Source organism: Pseudomonas sp. yb_5 (assembly GCF_043103865.1).
Lineage (GTDB): Bacteria > Pseudomonadota > Gammaproteobacteria > Pseudomonadales > Pseudomonadaceae > Aquipseudomonas > Aquipseudomonas putida_Y.
On record NZ_JBICKE010000064.1, the window covers coordinates 14,656 to 29,739 of the forward strand.

18 protein-coding genes, 1 tRNA gene and 1 pseudogene are annotated in these 15,084 nt (G+C 58.5%); 10 read left to right on the forward strand and 10 right to left on the reverse strand.

Features of this window, described 5'->3' with window-relative positions:
* The first annotated feature begins 53 nt into the window (after positions 1–53).
* Positions 54–1,076 (forward strand): DNA topoisomerase IB, encoded by a 1,023-nt coding sequence (locus ACF8GF_RS09500; protein WP_392488054.1) that lies wholly within the window; start codon positions 54–56, stop codon positions 1,074–1,076.
* A 253-nt stretch (positions 1,077–1,329) separates the two neighbouring features.
* Positions 1,330–1,527 carry a carbon storage regulator CsrA gene (csrA, locus tag ACF8GF_RS09505; protein WP_012051904.1) on the forward strand — a complete coding sequence of 66 codons (198 nt, stop codon included), beginning with the start codon at positions 1,330–1,332 and terminating at the stop codon, positions 1,525–1,527.
* 39 nt (positions 1,528–1,566) lie between these two features.
* Here the strand turns inward: csrA and ACF8GF_RS09510 are convergent, their stop codons facing one another.
* The 4 genes from ACF8GF_RS09510 to ACF8GF_RS09525 all read right to left on the reverse strand — a co-directional run bounded on the left by ACF8GF_RS09510 (position 1,567) and on the right by ACF8GF_RS09525 (position 4,903).
* On the reverse strand, positions 1,567–1,920 hold the full coding sequence (locus ACF8GF_RS09510) for a response regulator (protein ID WP_010954660.1): 354 nt from the start codon (positions 1,918–1,920) through the stop codon (positions 1,567–1,569).
* An 11-nt stretch (positions 1,921–1,931) separates the two neighbouring features.
* The gene (locus ACF8GF_RS09515; protein ID WP_176682374.1) at positions 1,932–3,377 is read right to left on the reverse strand and encodes an ATPase domain-containing protein; all 1,446 of its coding nucleotides are present in this window, start codon (positions 3,375–3,377) and stop codon (positions 1,932–1,934) included.
* Between the two features lie 5 nt (positions 3,378–3,382).
* Positions 3,383–4,543: a nitrogen regulation protein NR(II) gene (locus ACF8GF_RS09520; protein WP_392488055.1), complete on the reverse strand. Its 1,161-nt coding sequence runs from the start codon at positions 4,541–4,543 to the stop codon at positions 3,383–3,385.
* An 84-nt stretch (positions 4,544–4,627) separates the two neighbouring features.
* Positions 4,628–4,903 (reverse strand): hypothetical protein, encoded by a 276-nt coding sequence (locus ACF8GF_RS09525; protein WP_176682372.1) that lies wholly within the window; start codon positions 4,901–4,903, stop codon positions 4,628–4,630.
* Between the two features lie 200 nt (positions 4,904–5,103).
* Here ACF8GF_RS09525 and ACF8GF_RS09530 point away from each other — a divergent pair.
* Together ACF8GF_RS09530 and ACF8GF_RS09535 are read left to right on the forward strand one after the other, a co-directional pair.
* Positions 5,104–5,188: transfer RNA gene (locus ACF8GF_RS09530), tRNA-Leu, on the forward strand.
* A gap of 104 nt (positions 5,189–5,292) precedes the next feature.
* Positions 5,293–5,706, forward strand: a complete 414-nt coding sequence (locus ACF8GF_RS09535) for a DoxX family protein (protein ID WP_176682371.1) — start codon at positions 5,293–5,295, stop codon at positions 5,704–5,706.
* Position 5,707: 1 nt separating this feature from the next.
* Here ACF8GF_RS09535 and ACF8GF_RS09540 read toward each other — a convergent pair whose 3' ends face one another.
* Complete coding sequence (locus ACF8GF_RS09540; protein ID WP_392462041.1) at positions 5,708–5,902, reverse strand: hypothetical protein; 195 nt, start codon at positions 5,900–5,902, stop codon at positions 5,708–5,710.
* 392 nt (positions 5,903–6,294) lie between these two features.
* Between ACF8GF_RS09540 and adhP the strand changes: the two genes are divergently transcribed.
* The 3 genes from adhP (at position 6,295) to ACF8GF_RS09555 (ending at position 8,115) form a co-directional block, all read left to right on the forward strand.
* Positions 6,295–7,305 (forward strand): alcohol dehydrogenase AdhP, encoded by a 1,011-nt coding sequence (gene adhP, locus ACF8GF_RS09545; protein ID WP_392488056.1) that lies wholly within the window; start codon positions 6,295–6,297, stop codon positions 7,303–7,305.
* Positions 7,306–7,394: 89 nt separating this feature from the next.
* A complete protein-coding gene (locus ACF8GF_RS09550; RefSeq protein ID WP_019438758.1) occupies positions 7,395–7,601 on the forward strand; it encodes a DUF6434 domain-containing protein in 207 nt (68 codons plus the stop codon).
* A 277-nt stretch (positions 7,602–7,878) separates the two neighbouring features.
* Positions 7,879–8,115, forward strand: coding sequence for a hypothetical protein (locus tag ACF8GF_RS09555; protein WP_020191348.1), 237 nt, complete (start codon positions 7,879–7,881; stop codon positions 8,113–8,115).
* A gap of 31 nt (positions 8,116–8,146) precedes the next feature.
* Here the strand turns inward: ACF8GF_RS09555 and ACF8GF_RS09560 are convergent, their stop codons facing one another.
* Positions 8,147–8,518: a MerR family transcriptional regulator gene (locus tag ACF8GF_RS09560; protein WP_176682369.1), complete on the reverse strand. Its 372-nt coding sequence runs from the start codon at positions 8,516–8,518 to the stop codon at positions 8,147–8,149.
* A gap of 72 nt (positions 8,519–8,590) precedes the next feature.
* On the opposite strand from ACF8GF_RS09560, the gene ACF8GF_RS09565 reads away from it, so the two are divergent.
* Entirely contained in the window at positions 8,591–9,688 is a 1,098-nt protein-coding gene (locus tag ACF8GF_RS09565; protein WP_392488057.1) for an SDR family oxidoreductase, read from the forward strand.
* 127 nt (positions 9,689–9,815) lie between these two features.
* On the opposite strand, the gene ACF8GF_RS09570 is transcribed toward ACF8GF_RS09565, so the two are convergent.
* The 4 genes from ACF8GF_RS09570 to ACF8GF_RS09585 form a co-directional block, all read right to left on the reverse strand.
* Complete coding sequence (locus ACF8GF_RS09570) at positions 9,816–10,115, reverse strand: hypothetical protein (RefSeq protein ID WP_210023739.1); 300 nt, start codon at positions 10,113–10,115, stop codon at positions 9,816–9,818.
* Between the two features lie 179 nt (positions 10,116–10,294).
* A complete protein-coding gene (locus tag ACF8GF_RS09575) occupies positions 10,295–11,416 on the reverse strand; it encodes a P1 family peptidase (protein ID WP_049587969.1) in 1,122 nt (373 codons plus the stop codon).
* Between the two features lie 85 nt (positions 11,417–11,501).
* Positions 11,502–12,611, reverse strand: a complete 1,110-nt coding sequence (locus ACF8GF_RS09580; RefSeq protein ID WP_392488058.1) for a polyamine ABC transporter substrate-binding protein — start codon at positions 12,609–12,611, stop codon at positions 11,502–11,504.
* A gap of 139 nt (positions 12,612–12,750) precedes the next feature.
* Entirely contained in the window at positions 12,751–13,566 is an 816-nt protein-coding gene (locus tag ACF8GF_RS09585; RefSeq protein ID WP_392488059.1) for a carbon-nitrogen hydrolase family protein, read from the reverse strand.
* A 120-nt stretch (positions 13,567–13,686) separates the two neighbouring features.
* Here ACF8GF_RS09585 and ACF8GF_RS09590 point away from each other — a divergent pair, with 120 nt between their 5' ends.
* Entirely contained in the window at positions 13,687–14,484 is a 798-nt protein-coding gene (locus tag ACF8GF_RS09590) for a response regulator transcription factor (protein ID WP_392488060.1), read from the forward strand.
* Between the two features lie 182 nt (positions 14,485–14,666).
* A pseudogene (locus tag ACF8GF_RS09595) lies at positions 14,667–14,933 on the forward strand (integrase); the annotation flags it as partial.
* Between the last annotated feature and the right edge of the window lie 151 nt (positions 14,934–15,084).

Consider the following 15,084-nt stretch of genomic DNA (forward strand, 5'->3'; position numbering starts at 1 on the left):
CCTTCGCGCGCGTATTGTCCATTGAGCTGTGACCCGATCGAGGCCTGCAGCCCATGCTCGACTGCCCCCTGCCGCGCACCCTGCACTACGTTGACGACAGTCAGCCGGGCCTGACCCGTCGGCGCTGGCGCGACCGCTTCATCTATCTGGATGCCGATGGCCAACGGGTACGCGACAGCGACACCCTCTCGCGCATCGCCGCACTGGTGATTCCCCCGGCCTACACCGATGTGTGGATCTGCGCCGATCCGCAAGGCCATCTGCAAGCCACTGGCCGCGATGCCCGTGGCCGCAAGCAGTACCGCTACCACGCGCAGTGGCGCGAACTGCGCGACCAGCACAAATACGGGCGCATGCTAGCGTTCGCTCAGGCCCTGCCAACGCTGCGCACACAGTTGGAAGCCCACCTGGCGCGGCCAGGGCTGGATCGGGAAAAGGTCATGGCGCTGGTAGTGAGCCTGCTGGACCACACCCTGATTCGCATTGGCAACCAGCGCTACCTGCGCGACAACAAGTCGTATGGACTGACCACCCTGCGCAATCGCCATGTACAGGTCAAAGGCAGCAACATTCGCTTCCAGTTCCGCGGCAAGCGCGGCGTCGAACACAGCGTCACCCTCAACGACCGGCGCCTGGCCAACTTGCTCAAGCGCTGCATGGAACTGCCTGGACAGGCGCTGTTTCAGTACCTGGATGAAAACGGCCAGCGCCATAGTGTCGGCTCCAGCGAGGTCAATCAGTTTTTGCAGCAGTTGACCGGCGCCGATTTCACCGCCAAGGACTATCGCACCTGGGCCGGCAGCAGCCTGGCATTGAACCTGCTGAGGCCCTTGGCCTGGGAGCCGGAGAGTGAAGCCAAACGCCAGGTCGCCGCGATAGTCCGCCAGGTAGCCACGCGCCTGGGCAATACGCCGGCAGTGTGCAGGCGCTGCTACATCCACCCGGCAGTCCTGGAGCACTATGCCTTGGGGCGCCTGGCCAATTTGCCGAAAAAACGTGCGCGCAAAGGCCTGGACTCGGAGGAAGTGGCCTTGCTGTTGTTTCTTCAGGCTCTCGAGGAACAGGAGGACCATTAAGCTTGTCTATTCAGCCCATGATGCGAAGAAATTTCCCATTAGCCGCCAACCCCCCTATTCTTGGCAGCGAGCGCCTTGGCCGACAAACCGTTGACGGTTTGCTTTGGCACCTGCAACTGAAGACACGCAACAGAATTTGTCTGTCGGGGAATTCCTATCCGCCGAAAGCGTCTTTAATGAGAAGGAAGAGGGACAAGCTCCCGCCGCCAGGGCAACTAGCCCTGCGGATTTTTATATCACCAAGGAGAACTACATGCTGATACTCACCCGTAAGGTTGGCGAAAGCATCGTCATCAACGATGACATCAAAGTCACCATTCTGGGCGTCAAAGGGATGCAGGTGAGGATTGGTATCGATGCACCGAAAGATGTTCAGGTCCATCGAGAAGAGATCTTCAAACGCATCCAGGCCGGCAGCCCGGCTCCGGAGAAGCACGAAGACTCGCACTGAGCCTCCCCTAAGGGGCATGGATGCGCTCGACCGCCAGCCTCAGGTGCCAATTAACTGATGCACCGTGGCGATCATCTCATCCATGTCGAAAGGCTTGTCGAATATTGCGGCAAACAGGGCCGGACATCCTTGGCTGGCCTGCGCGCCGCTCATGAGGATGACTGGCAACTCGCTTAACGCCGGGTCCTCACGTATGGCACGCGCCAGCTCCTCGCCGTTGAGTAGCGGCATCATGTAGTCGGTAATCACCAGTTGCACGCGTTTTTCCTTTAACGCCTCCAGTGCTTTGCAGCCATTGCTCGCCTTTTCCACCAGGAAACCTTCGTCCTCAAGGGCAAACCCGAGGATATCGGCGATCAGGTATTCGTCATCGACAATCAGGATGGTGTTCATCGGCTCGTCCGTCACCCGCTCCCCTGCGGCGTCGGCGTTCCCGAAAGCACACCGCAGGCACCTTCGAACGCCTTGCGCAAGGTAATGCCTTGCGGCCCGATCAGCAGCTCGTGCAAGGCCGGGTCATGGTGGCTGTCACGTACTTTGAGGACCGACAGCATGCGCCGTAGTTGCGAGTCCAGTTCGACAAAGCGCATCAGCATAAGGTTGTCGACGATACTCGACAGATCCGGTGCGGGGGCGCTGATTTCCGCGCCGAAGATGTCGCGCATCTCCCAGGTCAGGATCACACTGACATCGCGCGCGCGCAACTCACCCGCCAGCGCGCGGAAAAACGCATTGAGCCGCGTCGAGTCAATTGCCAGCCGGCTGAATGCACCAAGGCTGTCGATCACCACGCGCTTGCTGCCCTGCGCCGCCACACGCTCCAGCAGCCGCGCGCCAACCTGGTCCAGCAAGCCTTCGGTGGTGGGCTGCCAGCACAGTTGCAAGCTACCGCCCTGCTCCATCGCGGCAAAATCGTAACCGAGCGAAGCGGCCTTGCTGCGCAGGCGTTCGGGCGTTTCGTAAAAACCGAAATGCAACCCCGGTTCCTGCGGGGTGCTGGCACCGAGAAAGGCCAGGCCCAATGACGTCTTGCCACTTCCCGAAGGCCCCATCAACAGGCTGACTGACCCAGTGGCCAAGCCACCGCCAAGCATTTCATCGAAGGTTGGCACACCGCTGCTGACGCGCGCCAAGGTGCCGCTGCCCAACTGGCTGGGGTGGCTGAACAGGGCTTCCAGGCGAGGATAGACCTGCATGCCGGTTTCATCGATAAGGCATTCGTGACGCCCCGACAACGCACCACTACCACGGGTCTTGCGCAATTGAACATGGCGCACGGCGCGGCTGCCCACCAGTTGCTCACCCAGCTCTATCACGCCATCGACCATGGTGTGTTCCGGGCTGCCCTCGTCCAGCCGGGCACTGGTCAACAGCAGAACGGTGCAGCCGGCGAAGGCTGCATGCCCCTGCAGCTCAGAGACGAACTTTTTGGTGTCCAGCGCGGTTTCCGCACGTACCCGAGCATTGAGCACACCGTCGACGATCAGCAGGCTGGCCTGTTGCCGGGCAATTTCCTGACGCAGCAAGCGCACCACTGCATCCAGCCCGTCCTGCTCAAGCGTATCAAAGGCACTGACGAACTGGATTTGTTCGCCGACCAGCGCCGGGTCGAAGAAGTCCAGCGTGGACAGATACTGGAACAAGCGTTCATGCGACTCGCTCAGCAACGTGGCCACCAGCACCCGACCACCGCCACGCACGTGGCCGCAGGCCAGCTGATTGGCAAGGATGGTCTTACCGGCCCCCGGCGGCCCTTGGATAATGTAGGATGCGCCAGCGATCAGGCCGCCCTTGAGCAACGCGTCGAGCCCGTCGATCCCCGTTACCAGCCGCTTCAGTGCCTGTGCCATGTTGTCTACCTGTCGAGTGGGCTATCCGTCTGGTCCTGATACATTGGCAAGTACAGTCGCATGCAAGTTCCCCGGCCAGGCTCGCTGTCGACATAAATCGCACCGCCACTTTGCCGGGCGAAACCATAGACCTGGCTGAGCCCCAGGCCGGTACCCTTGCCGAAAGGCTTGGTGGTGAAAAACGGCTCGAAGATACGCGGCAGTATCTCTGTGGGTATGCCTGCGCCGCTGTCCTGGACCTCGAAGCGCACGAAGCTGCCCTTCAGCCCTTCAACTTCGCCGAACAGTTCGACCACATCGACTGTCAGGCTGATCTGGCCATGCCCCTCGATGGCATCACGGGCATTGAACAAGAGGTTGAGCAACACCATCTGCAGTTGCCCGGCATCCACCTCGATCAGCGGCAGGTCCGGTTGCAGCAATACCTTCAAGTCAATCGAGCCTGGCAATGCATGTTCAAGCAGGCCACGCGTAGCGGTCACCACGTCTGCCGGGGCAACGCTGGCCACATCGAACTTGCGGTGACGAGCAAAGCTGAGCAGTTGCTGGGTCAGTTCGGTACCGCGCTGGCTGGCATCGAGGATGTGCTGCAACATGCGCTGGGCGCGAGCCGGGTCCTGGGTGGCCAGCGCCAGGCGGGCCGAGCTGATGATGATGGTCAACATGTTGTTGAAGTCGTGCGCCAGACCACCGGTCAACTGGCCGAGGGCTTCAAGCTTCTGCGCCTGGAACAGCTGGGCGCGCACTGCGTCCAGCTGCAGCGCCGACTCGCGACGGTCAGTGATATCGCGTGTCACCTTGGCCAGGCCAATGATCTGGCCATTTTCATCACGGATCACATCCAGAGCAGCCAGGGCCCAGAACTGTGTACCGTCCTTGCGCACCCGCCAGCCTTCGTCCTGCGCCCCACCCTGCTCCAGCGCCTGGCGCAGCAGGTGCTCGGGGCGGCCATCCGCACAATCCTGGGGGGTGAAGAACAACGAAAAGTGCTTGCCGATCACTTCATCTCCACGGTAACCCTTGATCCGTTGTGCGCCGGCGTTCCACGACACCACATGGCCGGAAGGGTCGAGCATGTAGATGGCATAATCCACCACCGACTGAACCAGCTGTTCATAACGATGGGCAGGCATGACGGAATAGTCGAGGCAGTCAGCTGGAACCATGCAAACTCCACTGGCACAGCAGGAGGGAGGAAATGAGCGTAGCCCGGAGCGTCTGCCAGTAGACCGCTGAACGACTACAGGCTGTCAGCGTTCCGGCTCGGTCAGCGCCGGACTGATGCGACGCGGCATGGCCACTTTCAGCAACCACAGGCTCAGCACCATGATCATACCACCGCCGACCAGTGCCAACATACGCTGCTGCTGTGAGTGCTCTGCATCGAAGCCCAGCAACAACAGGTACCCGCCCAGGCTGATCAGGCTGATGTAAAGAAATGCACCCAGCACGAGCACCTGCGCGAACACCAGCCGCCAGAATAACCGTGGACGCACCACACCTTCGCCAACTCGGCCCTGAGTCATTACGGAGCACTCTTGGATCCATTAATGGGCAACAGTGGCGCAGTGATGGCAAGGTGTCAATTGCCCGTTCGATCGACCCTTCTATCTGTTGATCATAGGTGCTGCAGTTGACTCAACTATAACAATGGGTTATAAAGCGCGCTTGATTGCGAAGCCCTTCTGCCTAGAAGCGAGCTGGTCGTTGCGACCCCTTCAAGCGTGCGAGTGTGGTGGAATTGGTATACACAGCAGACTTAAAATCTGTCGGCGTGAGCCTTGCGGGTTCGAGTCCCGCCACTCGCACCAAACTTCGTTGAAAAGGCGCCCTTGCGGCGCCTTTTTGCTGCCTGACGGCAATGTCTTGCGCAGCTGCTAAAGTGGAGCTTGTACCCGTCCACTGGAACGCCGCCATGCGCTACTCCCTGTTCGATGGTCAACGCGACATCATTATCCTGATCGCCCGCATACTGCTGATGATCCTGTTCGTCTTGTCTGGCTGGGCCAAGCTGACCGGCTTCGAAGGCACGGTAGGCTACATGACCTCGCTCGGCGCCCCTGCCCCGATGCTGGCAGCAGGGATTGCCGTCATCATGGAGTTCGTCGTCGCAATCCTGTTGATCCTCGGTTTCTACACGCGGCCACTGGCGTTCCTGTTCGCGCTGTTCGTACTGGGCACGGCGCTGCTTGGCCACCCGTTCTGGAACATGGTCGACCCCGAGCGCAGCGCCAACATGACCCAGTTTCTGAAAAACCTCAGCATCATGGGCGGCCTGCTGCTACTGGCGGTAAGCGGGCCCGGACGGTTCTCGGTGGATGGTCGCTGAGTCAGTCTTCGCAGTCGTCGAACCAGGCTGGGTGATCGCGCTCTTCTTCATCGAGATCATCCAGCGTTTCCTCGTCTTCCTCCACTTCATCCTCGGCACCCTGGGCATCTGCCTCGGGCTCCACGTCGTCGTAGAGAAATTCGTGGTCGAGCAGGTGATCGTGCTCGGGTTCGTGCAGGTCGTCTTCGTCGCGCATGCTGGCTCCTGGGATAATGGCAGGCCTGTATAGGCTGATCAGGGTGCCGGGTCAATGCATTGTCGCTTAATCCTGGGTTAACCGGCACGGCGCAGCCTGCAGGCTCTCCCTTCAAACGTGTTTTGCCCGCCCTTTATGGCGGGCTTTTTTATGGTTTTCACGAAATGCCGACATCTGGATGGGCACACTGACCCTGCTCCGTACGTTCTTGCAGCCCGCCGCATCATTGCCGCGGGCTTTTCTTTTTTCCGCACATGCCAGTCAGGCCTACACAGGCATTTTATGGGCGCGTCCACCACGACCATGACCTGAAGCAGTTTTGCCTGGCCAGGCAAGGTCTATGCTGTCCCGGCGATAACCCAAGCTCACATCGGATATACACGGAGGCTCTTATGAAAGCTGCTGTCGTTGCACCTGGCCGTCGCGTGGACGTGGTAGAGAAAACCCTGCGCCCTCTCGAACACGGCGAAGCGCTGCTGAAGATGCAGTGCTGCGGGGTGTGCCATACCGACCTGCACGTGAAAAATGGCGACTTTGGTGACAAGACCGGTGTAATACTGGGCCACGAAGGTATTGGTGTCGTCCAGGAAGTTGGCCCGGGCGTCACCTCGCTCAAGCCAGGCGACCGAGCCAGCGTTGCCTGGTTCTATCAGGGCTGCGGACACTGCGAATATTGCAACAGCGGCAACGAAACCCTGTGCCGCGACGTGAAGAATTCTGGCTACACCGTGGACGGCGGCATGGCCGAGGCCTGCATCGTCAAGGCTGACTACTCGGTTAAAGTACCCGACGGCCTCGACTCCGCTGCCGCCAGCAGCATTACCTGCGCTGGCGTCACGACCTACAAGGCAGTGAAAATCTCCAACGTCCGCCCCGGCCAATGGATCGCCATCTACGGGCTCGGCGGCCTGGGCAACCTGGCCCTGCAATATGCCAAGAACGTGTTCAACGCCAAAGTCATCGCCATCGACGTCAACGAAGAGCAACTGCGCTTCGCCAGCGAGATGGGCGCGGATCTGGTCGTCAACCCGCTCAACGAAGACGCCGCGAAGGTCATCCAGGCCAAGACCGGTGGCGCACATGCTGCCGTCGTGACTGCCGTGGCCAAAGGCGCGTTCAACTCGGCCGTCGATGCCTTGCGCGCAGGCGGGCGACTGGTGGCCGTCGGGCTTCCGTCGGAGTCCATGGACCTGAATATTCCCCGCCTGGTGCTTGATGGGATCGAAGTAGTGGGCTCGCTGGTAGGTACACGCCAGGACCTGCAGGAAGCCTTCCAGTTCGCCGCTGAAGGCAAAGTGGTGCCCAAGGTGACGCTGCGACCGATCGAGGATATCAACCAAATCTTTGACGAGATGCTCGAGGGCAAGATCAAAGGCCGGATGGTGATACAGTTCGAAGGCTGACAGGCCGACCCAGATTATTTGAAACCATCGCAAAGCCCGTAGATGACCACCTACGGGCTTTTGCCTTCTCAATAGTCAAGGAACAGACCATGACCGTCGACTGGCACGCTGGGCCGATTACCCGTACGACTCCACTGGACAAGCATTACCGTAACACGCAGAAGGTTCGTCAGTTTCTGCTCAGCGAGTGCGGAGCGGCATTCAAGTTCGACCGTGGATTCATGCTTTGGATCAAAAGTGGCACCCCATCAACCATGGGTGACGTCGCGGATGAATGGCTACGGAGGTATGGGTGACACTTTGCATCTGACGGCTGGAGGCAGCCTTTAGCTGCAGCCGTTGCTTTCAACATCTTGTCCAACGATTCAACCATGCTGGAATAATCCATTTCCTCACTCCCTCGCTGGTGAAATTGGCTTGCGTTCAACCATAGACTACGAACATTTCAATATTTGATCAGCAAACCTGGAAATATCACTCATCCTTCATGCTAAAGACCGACGCCCGCGAGGTGAGGTTCAAGAAAAGTGCTCAGCCTGCAATGGCGAGCCTGTGCATATTGAGGAGCTAGGTATGTCCATTCGAAGCTTGGCGAAGCACCTGCCGCCGGACCCTTCGCGGGAAGGCTGGGTAATCGGATGGGGGGTCCTGAGAGACCGACATCCATGGCATTTCGTCGACGTTTATGCTGACCAGAAAACGGCCATGGCAGAGGCGCAGCGCAGAGGAGATGGCTACGTGGTGGAATTCGGCTCGCACCGCTTGGGGACGCATGAGTTTATCTGCGGTGTAACCTTACCTGAAGGCTGATGCTCGATCGAAAAGGGTCATGGACAGGACGTCAAGGAATCATCTGCCCATTGGCAATTGCACTGGCTTCAAGCTTCGCACGCTCCGCGTCCAGAAAAACATAAGCGGCTTGTAGCGTGGTGATCTTCGTTTGAATCTCGGCCATCTTGGCGGCGACCAAGGCGGCGCCTTGCGCGCAATCGATCGTGTTACCCCGCCTGGCCGCAAGGATGTCCCCGATCTCAGCAAGTGAAAAGCCCCCGCTCTGGGCGCTTTGTATGAAGGCCAAGTCAACAACGGTCTGTTCACTGTAACTGCGGTAGTTGTTGGCTTGTCGGTGTGGCTCGATAAGCCCGAGCTGTTCGTAATAGCGCAATGCATGGCGACTGAGCCCACTCCGACGCTCCAACTCTCCAATATTCACGTTAAAAATCCTTGACTGTAGAGCAGGCTCTACACCTTAGCCTGCGCCCATCATCCAAACAAGGGTTCAAACATGAGTGCGGAATGCTTTGTCACCGGCGGCAGCGGTTTTGTGGGGCAACACTTGCTGGCCGGTCTTACTGCGCAAGGGCACAAGACCTGGGTGCTGATGCGCAGCCCCGGCAACATCGAGCGCCTCAAGGAGCAGGTAGGCCAACTGGGGGGTAACCCTGAGTATATCCATGCCGTTGAAGGCGATATCAGCCAGGAGGGGCTTGGCCTCAGCGAATCAGACAAAGAACGCGTCACTTCGGCCGCTGTATTTTTCCATCTCGCGGCGGAATTTTCCTGGGGGCTGACACCGGAACGCGCCCGCACAGTCAATGTCCAAGGTGCTTTGAGAGTGGCCAGGCTTGCGGCCGACCAGCGCATCCGATTGCTCATGGTAGGCGGCTTCATGCTGCAAAACCTCAACCACCTTGCCAGTATCGGGGTTGATATTCAGTGCCCTGAAAACACAAACTGGCCCGCGGTCTACGCCCGTGTAGGCGGCTACGAAGGCAGCAAACTCGAGTCCCATTTTGCAGTCATCCGCTATATGCAAGACGCGGATGCGGATTACACGATTGTTCACCCTGCTACGGTGTGCGGCCACAGCGAGAACGGGCATATCCTGGACGGACAACCGCTTGCCGAACTCATTCGCAATCTGGCACAAGGCCGGTTCAAAGCTATTCCCGGTTCCGCCAGTCACTGGTTGCCATTGGTCAGCGTCGATTATCTGGTGAACATGATAACTTGCGTGGCGTTCGACCCCTCCATGGCCAACCGGCAAGTTCTGGCGCTGTATGAGCGAACACCGAACTTGCAGGGAATGCTTTTGCAAATCGCAGACACGCTAAAGGTCAAGGCCCCCCGCCGCCATGTACCCATAGGGTTGCTCAGGTCGATATTGACGATTCCAGGACTGGCGACCCGCTTGGCGATCAGCGCCGAGTCCTTGAACTTTATTCAGACGCAGCGCTTCGACATGGGAAACAGCAGGCAATTGGAGCGCAAGTACGCGTTTACCCATCCCGACATGACGCAGGCCTTGGAAAACACGGTGCGCTATGTCAGCGACTACTTGATGAAAAAGTCCAAAAGAGAAGGCGCTGGCCAGCGAGGATAACGGGCCAGGCCGATGAAGCCTTCCCTGCCGGCTTGCTGGAAGTCTGGAGACGCAGGGGTTTCATGCACTGCGTCTTCGCTGATGACAGTAAGTCACCGCTCGACCTCCGGCGCTGCGCGCCTGGCCGCTATTTCGAGGCAGCCAGAACGCCTACGGCAGGCGCACCTTCAGTGGCGACACGTCGGGCCCGACCAACGCCCCACGCCAACGCCCTGGTCATCGACTCGCCAGGGCGAGAATCGAAGGTCTCTTCATGGATAGCCATGCCACCAGGGGCATACACCCCGATGAACATCTGCGTGTTGCCTGTCCGCGACAGTCGCGTCTGAACATCAATGTATGTCCCATCGTCGAGTGTCTCGTCGTGAGTTCGGTGATGAAGCGTCGGGTCAGCCCAGGCCCAGAAAACATCACCGCGTATTCTCATGAGGCGCTCCTACGACTTTAGTTGTAGTCAGGTGGTTTATTGCCACCATAGCGAACGTGCAGTTTTACGCAAATTCGTCTGACTCATCTGTGAGCTGAATCGGACAATCGGCTATTCAGCAGCCCCGCCAGAGACTCAGCGCTTGTCGTGAAGCTCCGGCGGCCATGCGAAGAGATCAGTTAACCATTCGCCGCTCCCGGCCAGCCGGCCTGATGCAAGGCTTTGAGCAGCGTCTCACAATCCAGTCCCGGTACTGCATGGCCGTTGCCTTCGGCGGTGTCAGCGGCTAGTAAGGCGTTGATGATGGCTTCTTCCACCGCTTCGGTGGCGGCAAGAAACAACTCGCTGATATGGTCGTTGTTGACCATGCTAAGGTTGTCGGTGGTCGGCGCGCGCTTACTTTCGTAAGCTGCCGGCGGCACATGATTACCGGTGGAAAAGGCGATGAAAATGTCACCGCTGTGGTCTTCGTTACCACCACCGGTGCGGGCGAGACCGATGCTGGCGCGTTGTGCCAGGCGCGTACATTGGTGTGGCAGCAACGGCGCATCGGTGGCCAGGCAAACGACTATCGAACCCATGCCCGGGTGCGGCAGCGAAGCCTTGAGGAACGGGGAGTCAGCCTGTTCCATGTAGCGTCCCACCGGATAGCCGTCGACGCGCAGTTCGTTACGGATGCCGTGGTTCGCCTGGACAATGGCGCCAACAGTCCAACTGCCCTGAGTGCTACTCAGGCGCCGCGATGCGGTGCCGATACCGCCCTTGAATTCGTGGCAGATCATGCCGCTGCCACCACCGACCGCGCCCTCGATAACGGGCCCAATTACAGCATTACTCAGGGCTTCGGCCACATGCTCGTGCTTCACATGAAAACCGTTGATGTCGTTGAGCAGCCCGTCATAGGTCTCCAGCACCACCGGCATGTTCCAGTAGATACGGCCGTCATCCGGTTGTTGTTCACGGTCCAGCACAATCAGTGCATCGCGCACCACACCCAGGCTGTGGGTGTTGGTGAAGGCGATGGGACTGGTCAAAAGACCCGCTTCGCGAATCCACTCCAGACCGGTTGCGTCGCCGTTGCCATTCAACACATGGACGCCGGCAAAGCACGGTTGCTGGCTGGTGGAACCGACACGCGGCTCGATGATTGTTACCCCAGTCAGGATGTCGCGGCCGTTGGCGGTGCGTCCTCGCACATTGCTGTGACCGACCCGAACGCCCGGCACATCGGTGATGGCATTGAGGGGACCGGGTTGCAGTTGGCCGAACTGAATATTCAGGTCGCGGGCACGTGGCTTCATCGTGTCTTTCATGATCTCTCGCTCTTGTTTTGGTTTGTTTCATGACTGGGGTTTGGTCAATCATCAGCAGAACCGGGTCTGCCAATTAATTGCCGGTCTTGACCGTGTTCCACGCACGGGTCCGAATGCGCTCCAGCTTCAGCGGCAGTGGCTCCAGGGGGAAAAGTGTGGACAGCACATCCTTGGACGGATATACCCCAGGATTGTCGCGGATCTTCTTCTCTACAAGCGCAGTGGCATCCTTGTTCGCGTTCGGATAGCTCAGGTAGTTGGATGACTCAGCAATGACTTCGGGGCGCAACATGTAGTTGATGAAGGCCAACCCTTGCTCCGGGTTCGGCGCATCGTTGAGCTGCACCATACTTTCCACCCATACCGGGGCACCTTCGCGTGGAATGCTGTAGACAAGGTTTCGATGGTTGCCAGCCAGCTCGGAGGCTTTCTGCGCGTCGGAGACACCGCCCGCCCAGCCCAGCACGACGCAGACGTTGCCATTGGCGAGATCAGAGATGAACCTGGAAGAATCGAAGTAGGCAATATGGGGGCGTAGCTTCAGCAGCAGTTCCTGAGCTTTTTTGTAATCGTCCGGGTTATGGCTGTTGTATGGCAGTCCAAGGTAGTGCAGTGCGATGGGAATAACCTCGCCAGGCGCGTCCAGCATGGCCACACCGCATTGACGGAGTTTGGCTAGATTTTCTTCCTTGAAAATCAAGTCCCAGGAATTGACTGGCGCATCGGGGCCGAGTAGTGACTTAACCTTGTCCGCGTCATAGCCGATGCCAGTGGTCCCCCACAAATAAGGGGCCGCGTAGCTGTTTCCGGGATCATTGCTCTGCAACTTGGCGAGGACGTCGGGATCGAGATGGGACCAGTTGGGTAACTTGGAGCGATCCAGTCGTTTCAGCACGCCGGCTTTGATCAGGTTCGGTAGCAGGTCGGCACTGGCAACCACAACGTCATAACCACTGCGGCCAGCCATCAGTTTGCTTTGCATGACCTCACTGTTGTCGAACACGTCGTACACCACGCTGACGCCTGCTTCTTTCTGGAAGTCTTTCACGGTGTTCGGGGCAATGTAGTCATACCAGTTGTAGATATGGACACTTGGCTTTTGAACGTCACCGGCCTCGGCGCAAACCACGCCAAAACTGAACAGAGAGACCAGCGCGAATTGCATGTAACGAATCCGTTTCATGGGGATGCTCCGGAGCGTTAGCGCTGAGTCCAGAGACACGAGCACTGCTCCTGCTAGTTTGTGAATTACTGTTGTGGCAGGGTCGAAACAGGCGTTAAGACGGAACAATCGTTGTGTTGCTGTTGCCCCCACAACTGATTCAGGGGATCAGGAGTTCACGTCGACCATCATCGTGCTCACTCTGATCGCCGGTCAGGAACAGGCGGCGGTCACCGAGGTAGTCATATTCGTGGCGGGCGGTGCGCAGCAGGTCGAGATCTAATTCCACCACCTGCCGACACTCTGCTCGGCCCGCTTCGAACAGCGTGCGCCCGAAGGGATCGATAGCGGCGCTGCCGCCGGCAAAAACGAGCCCTTCGTCGCCGTCGCCCACCCGATTGACCATCACCGCGAATGCCTGGTTTTCCTGAGCGCGAGCCATTATTGCAGTGCGGTGGACAGGGCCGTAAGGATCCATGTTACCGTTAGTGACCAATATGAGCTCGGCGCCGAGTTGGCCGAGCGCCCGAGCACTTTCCGGAAACTCAATGTCGTAGCAAATCAGGATACCGACACGGATGCCCTTCCACAGTGCGGTGACATAGCGGTCTCCTTGTTGGAACAATCCGCGCTCCGACGGCCAAAGGTGAGTCTTGCGATAACTCAATGCGATCCCTTGCGGGGTGACCAGCAAGGAGGTGTTGTAAACGGTGCCGGAGTCGTTCTCAGCCAGACCAATCACCGCTGAGACGTTTCGTTCGTGTACGGCGCGTTGCACGGCCTGCACACTCGGCCCGTTAACGGGCTCGGCGATTTCGGCGAGCTGTTGGGCGCTGGCAAATCCCATCAGCTGGGTCTCTGGGAAAATCAGCAGATCGGTATCCACGGCGCAGGTAGCGATGGCCTGCAATGTACGTTCCAGGTTATAAGCGGTATCGCCATCGCGACCGGAGAGTTGTACAAGTTCAATCTTCATCGGTGATCCTTTCACGTGTATGTTGGCTCAATCGCCAAACTGAACAGCACCCGCCAGGGCTGAAGCGAAGTATGGAGAGCCGTAAAACGGAAAGTAATTACTTCGATGGGGTAACCCCGTATGGGTAGAAACGGGAGCATTACACTGCAGGACATGGCTTGGCACCAGGCCATCGGCAGACTAATCGAGGCACTTGACCGCCCTAATTTCTGGCTGGCCTTGGTGCGTCAACTGGATAGATACATTCCGGTGGACAGTTGGGTCGTGCTGATATTCAGCAGTGGTCGCCCGCAGGTGCTCGCTGAATGCCCAGGCAAGGATGGCGGGCCAGATCCGCTCTTTCAGGACTACCTCAAAGGCCTGTATTTGCTCGACCCTTTTTATCTCGCCAACCGGGAAGCACCGCAGAGCGGTTTGTTTTGGCTAGCCGACGTGGCGCCGGAGTGCTTCGAGCAAACCGACTATTACCAACGCTACTTCCGCCTCAATGTCGTTGCCGACGAAGCACATATCAACGTCCAGCTCGACACGGAGCGCACCCTCAGCCTCTCGCTGGGAAGTGAGTGTCTCTTCAGTGCTGAGCAGACCGCCCTACTCACTCTCATCCAGTCCTGGGTTGCCGCCCTGATGCGTCAGCGCATGGCATTCGAGCGGGAAGCGCTGGAGCAGAACACGTCGCCGGCACCCAGCTGGCAGAGCTGGCTGGACTCTACTGACCAGCAGTTGGATACGCCGCTTTCCGCCCGTGAACTGGAAGTTGGCCGGCTTATGCTTAGCGGCTGCTCGAACAAGGAGATCGCGCGCAAGCTGGCGATTTCCGCAGAGACTGTGAAAGTCCATCGCAAGCACATGTACAGCAAACTCGGCATTAAATCTCAGTCCGAGCTGTTCTCATTGTTTTTGAACGCACAGAACTGAACTCGTTTCTCATGATGGCTTCAAGTTCTAAGACAATCGGCCTCGTTGCGTTCCACAGGCCCGGCGGCGCAACTCAATGTTGGCCAGGCGCCGGGCCTGGTAAGGGCCGCTGACGTAGGAGAACGACAGGGTTTCTGCCGCCTCACCACGCTCAGCAATCACCCAATCACTGATCGAAACCTCGGGGTAAGACCGGTAAGCGACTGAGGATCGTCCTGGAAATGAACGGAGTGAGGAACAACCAAAGCCTGCTGCTCGATAAGGTCACGCGACACACCAGCCAGCACCTTTCGCTGTGCTTCATCCAGTTCCGCGATATCCGACCGAAGGCCGCATCAGAGATCAACGACCTTAGCGAGGCAAGCGTACTGCCGGGCCACTCGAAAGAGGGGATTACTGAGCGTGATTACCGACGCGTCGGCCCGATCGCAAAGCCCTCGAAAGGCTGAAGTTTCAGAACTCCACCCCGAAAGTTTGTAAGGGATCCATCATCCCCACATTCCAACCGTCCACCTGATTCCCGATGCTGTGCTCCCGATTTCTTTCTGGAGCCAGCCCGCCATGATGCGCCCCGACAGCAAAGTCGAAAAAGTCTACCTC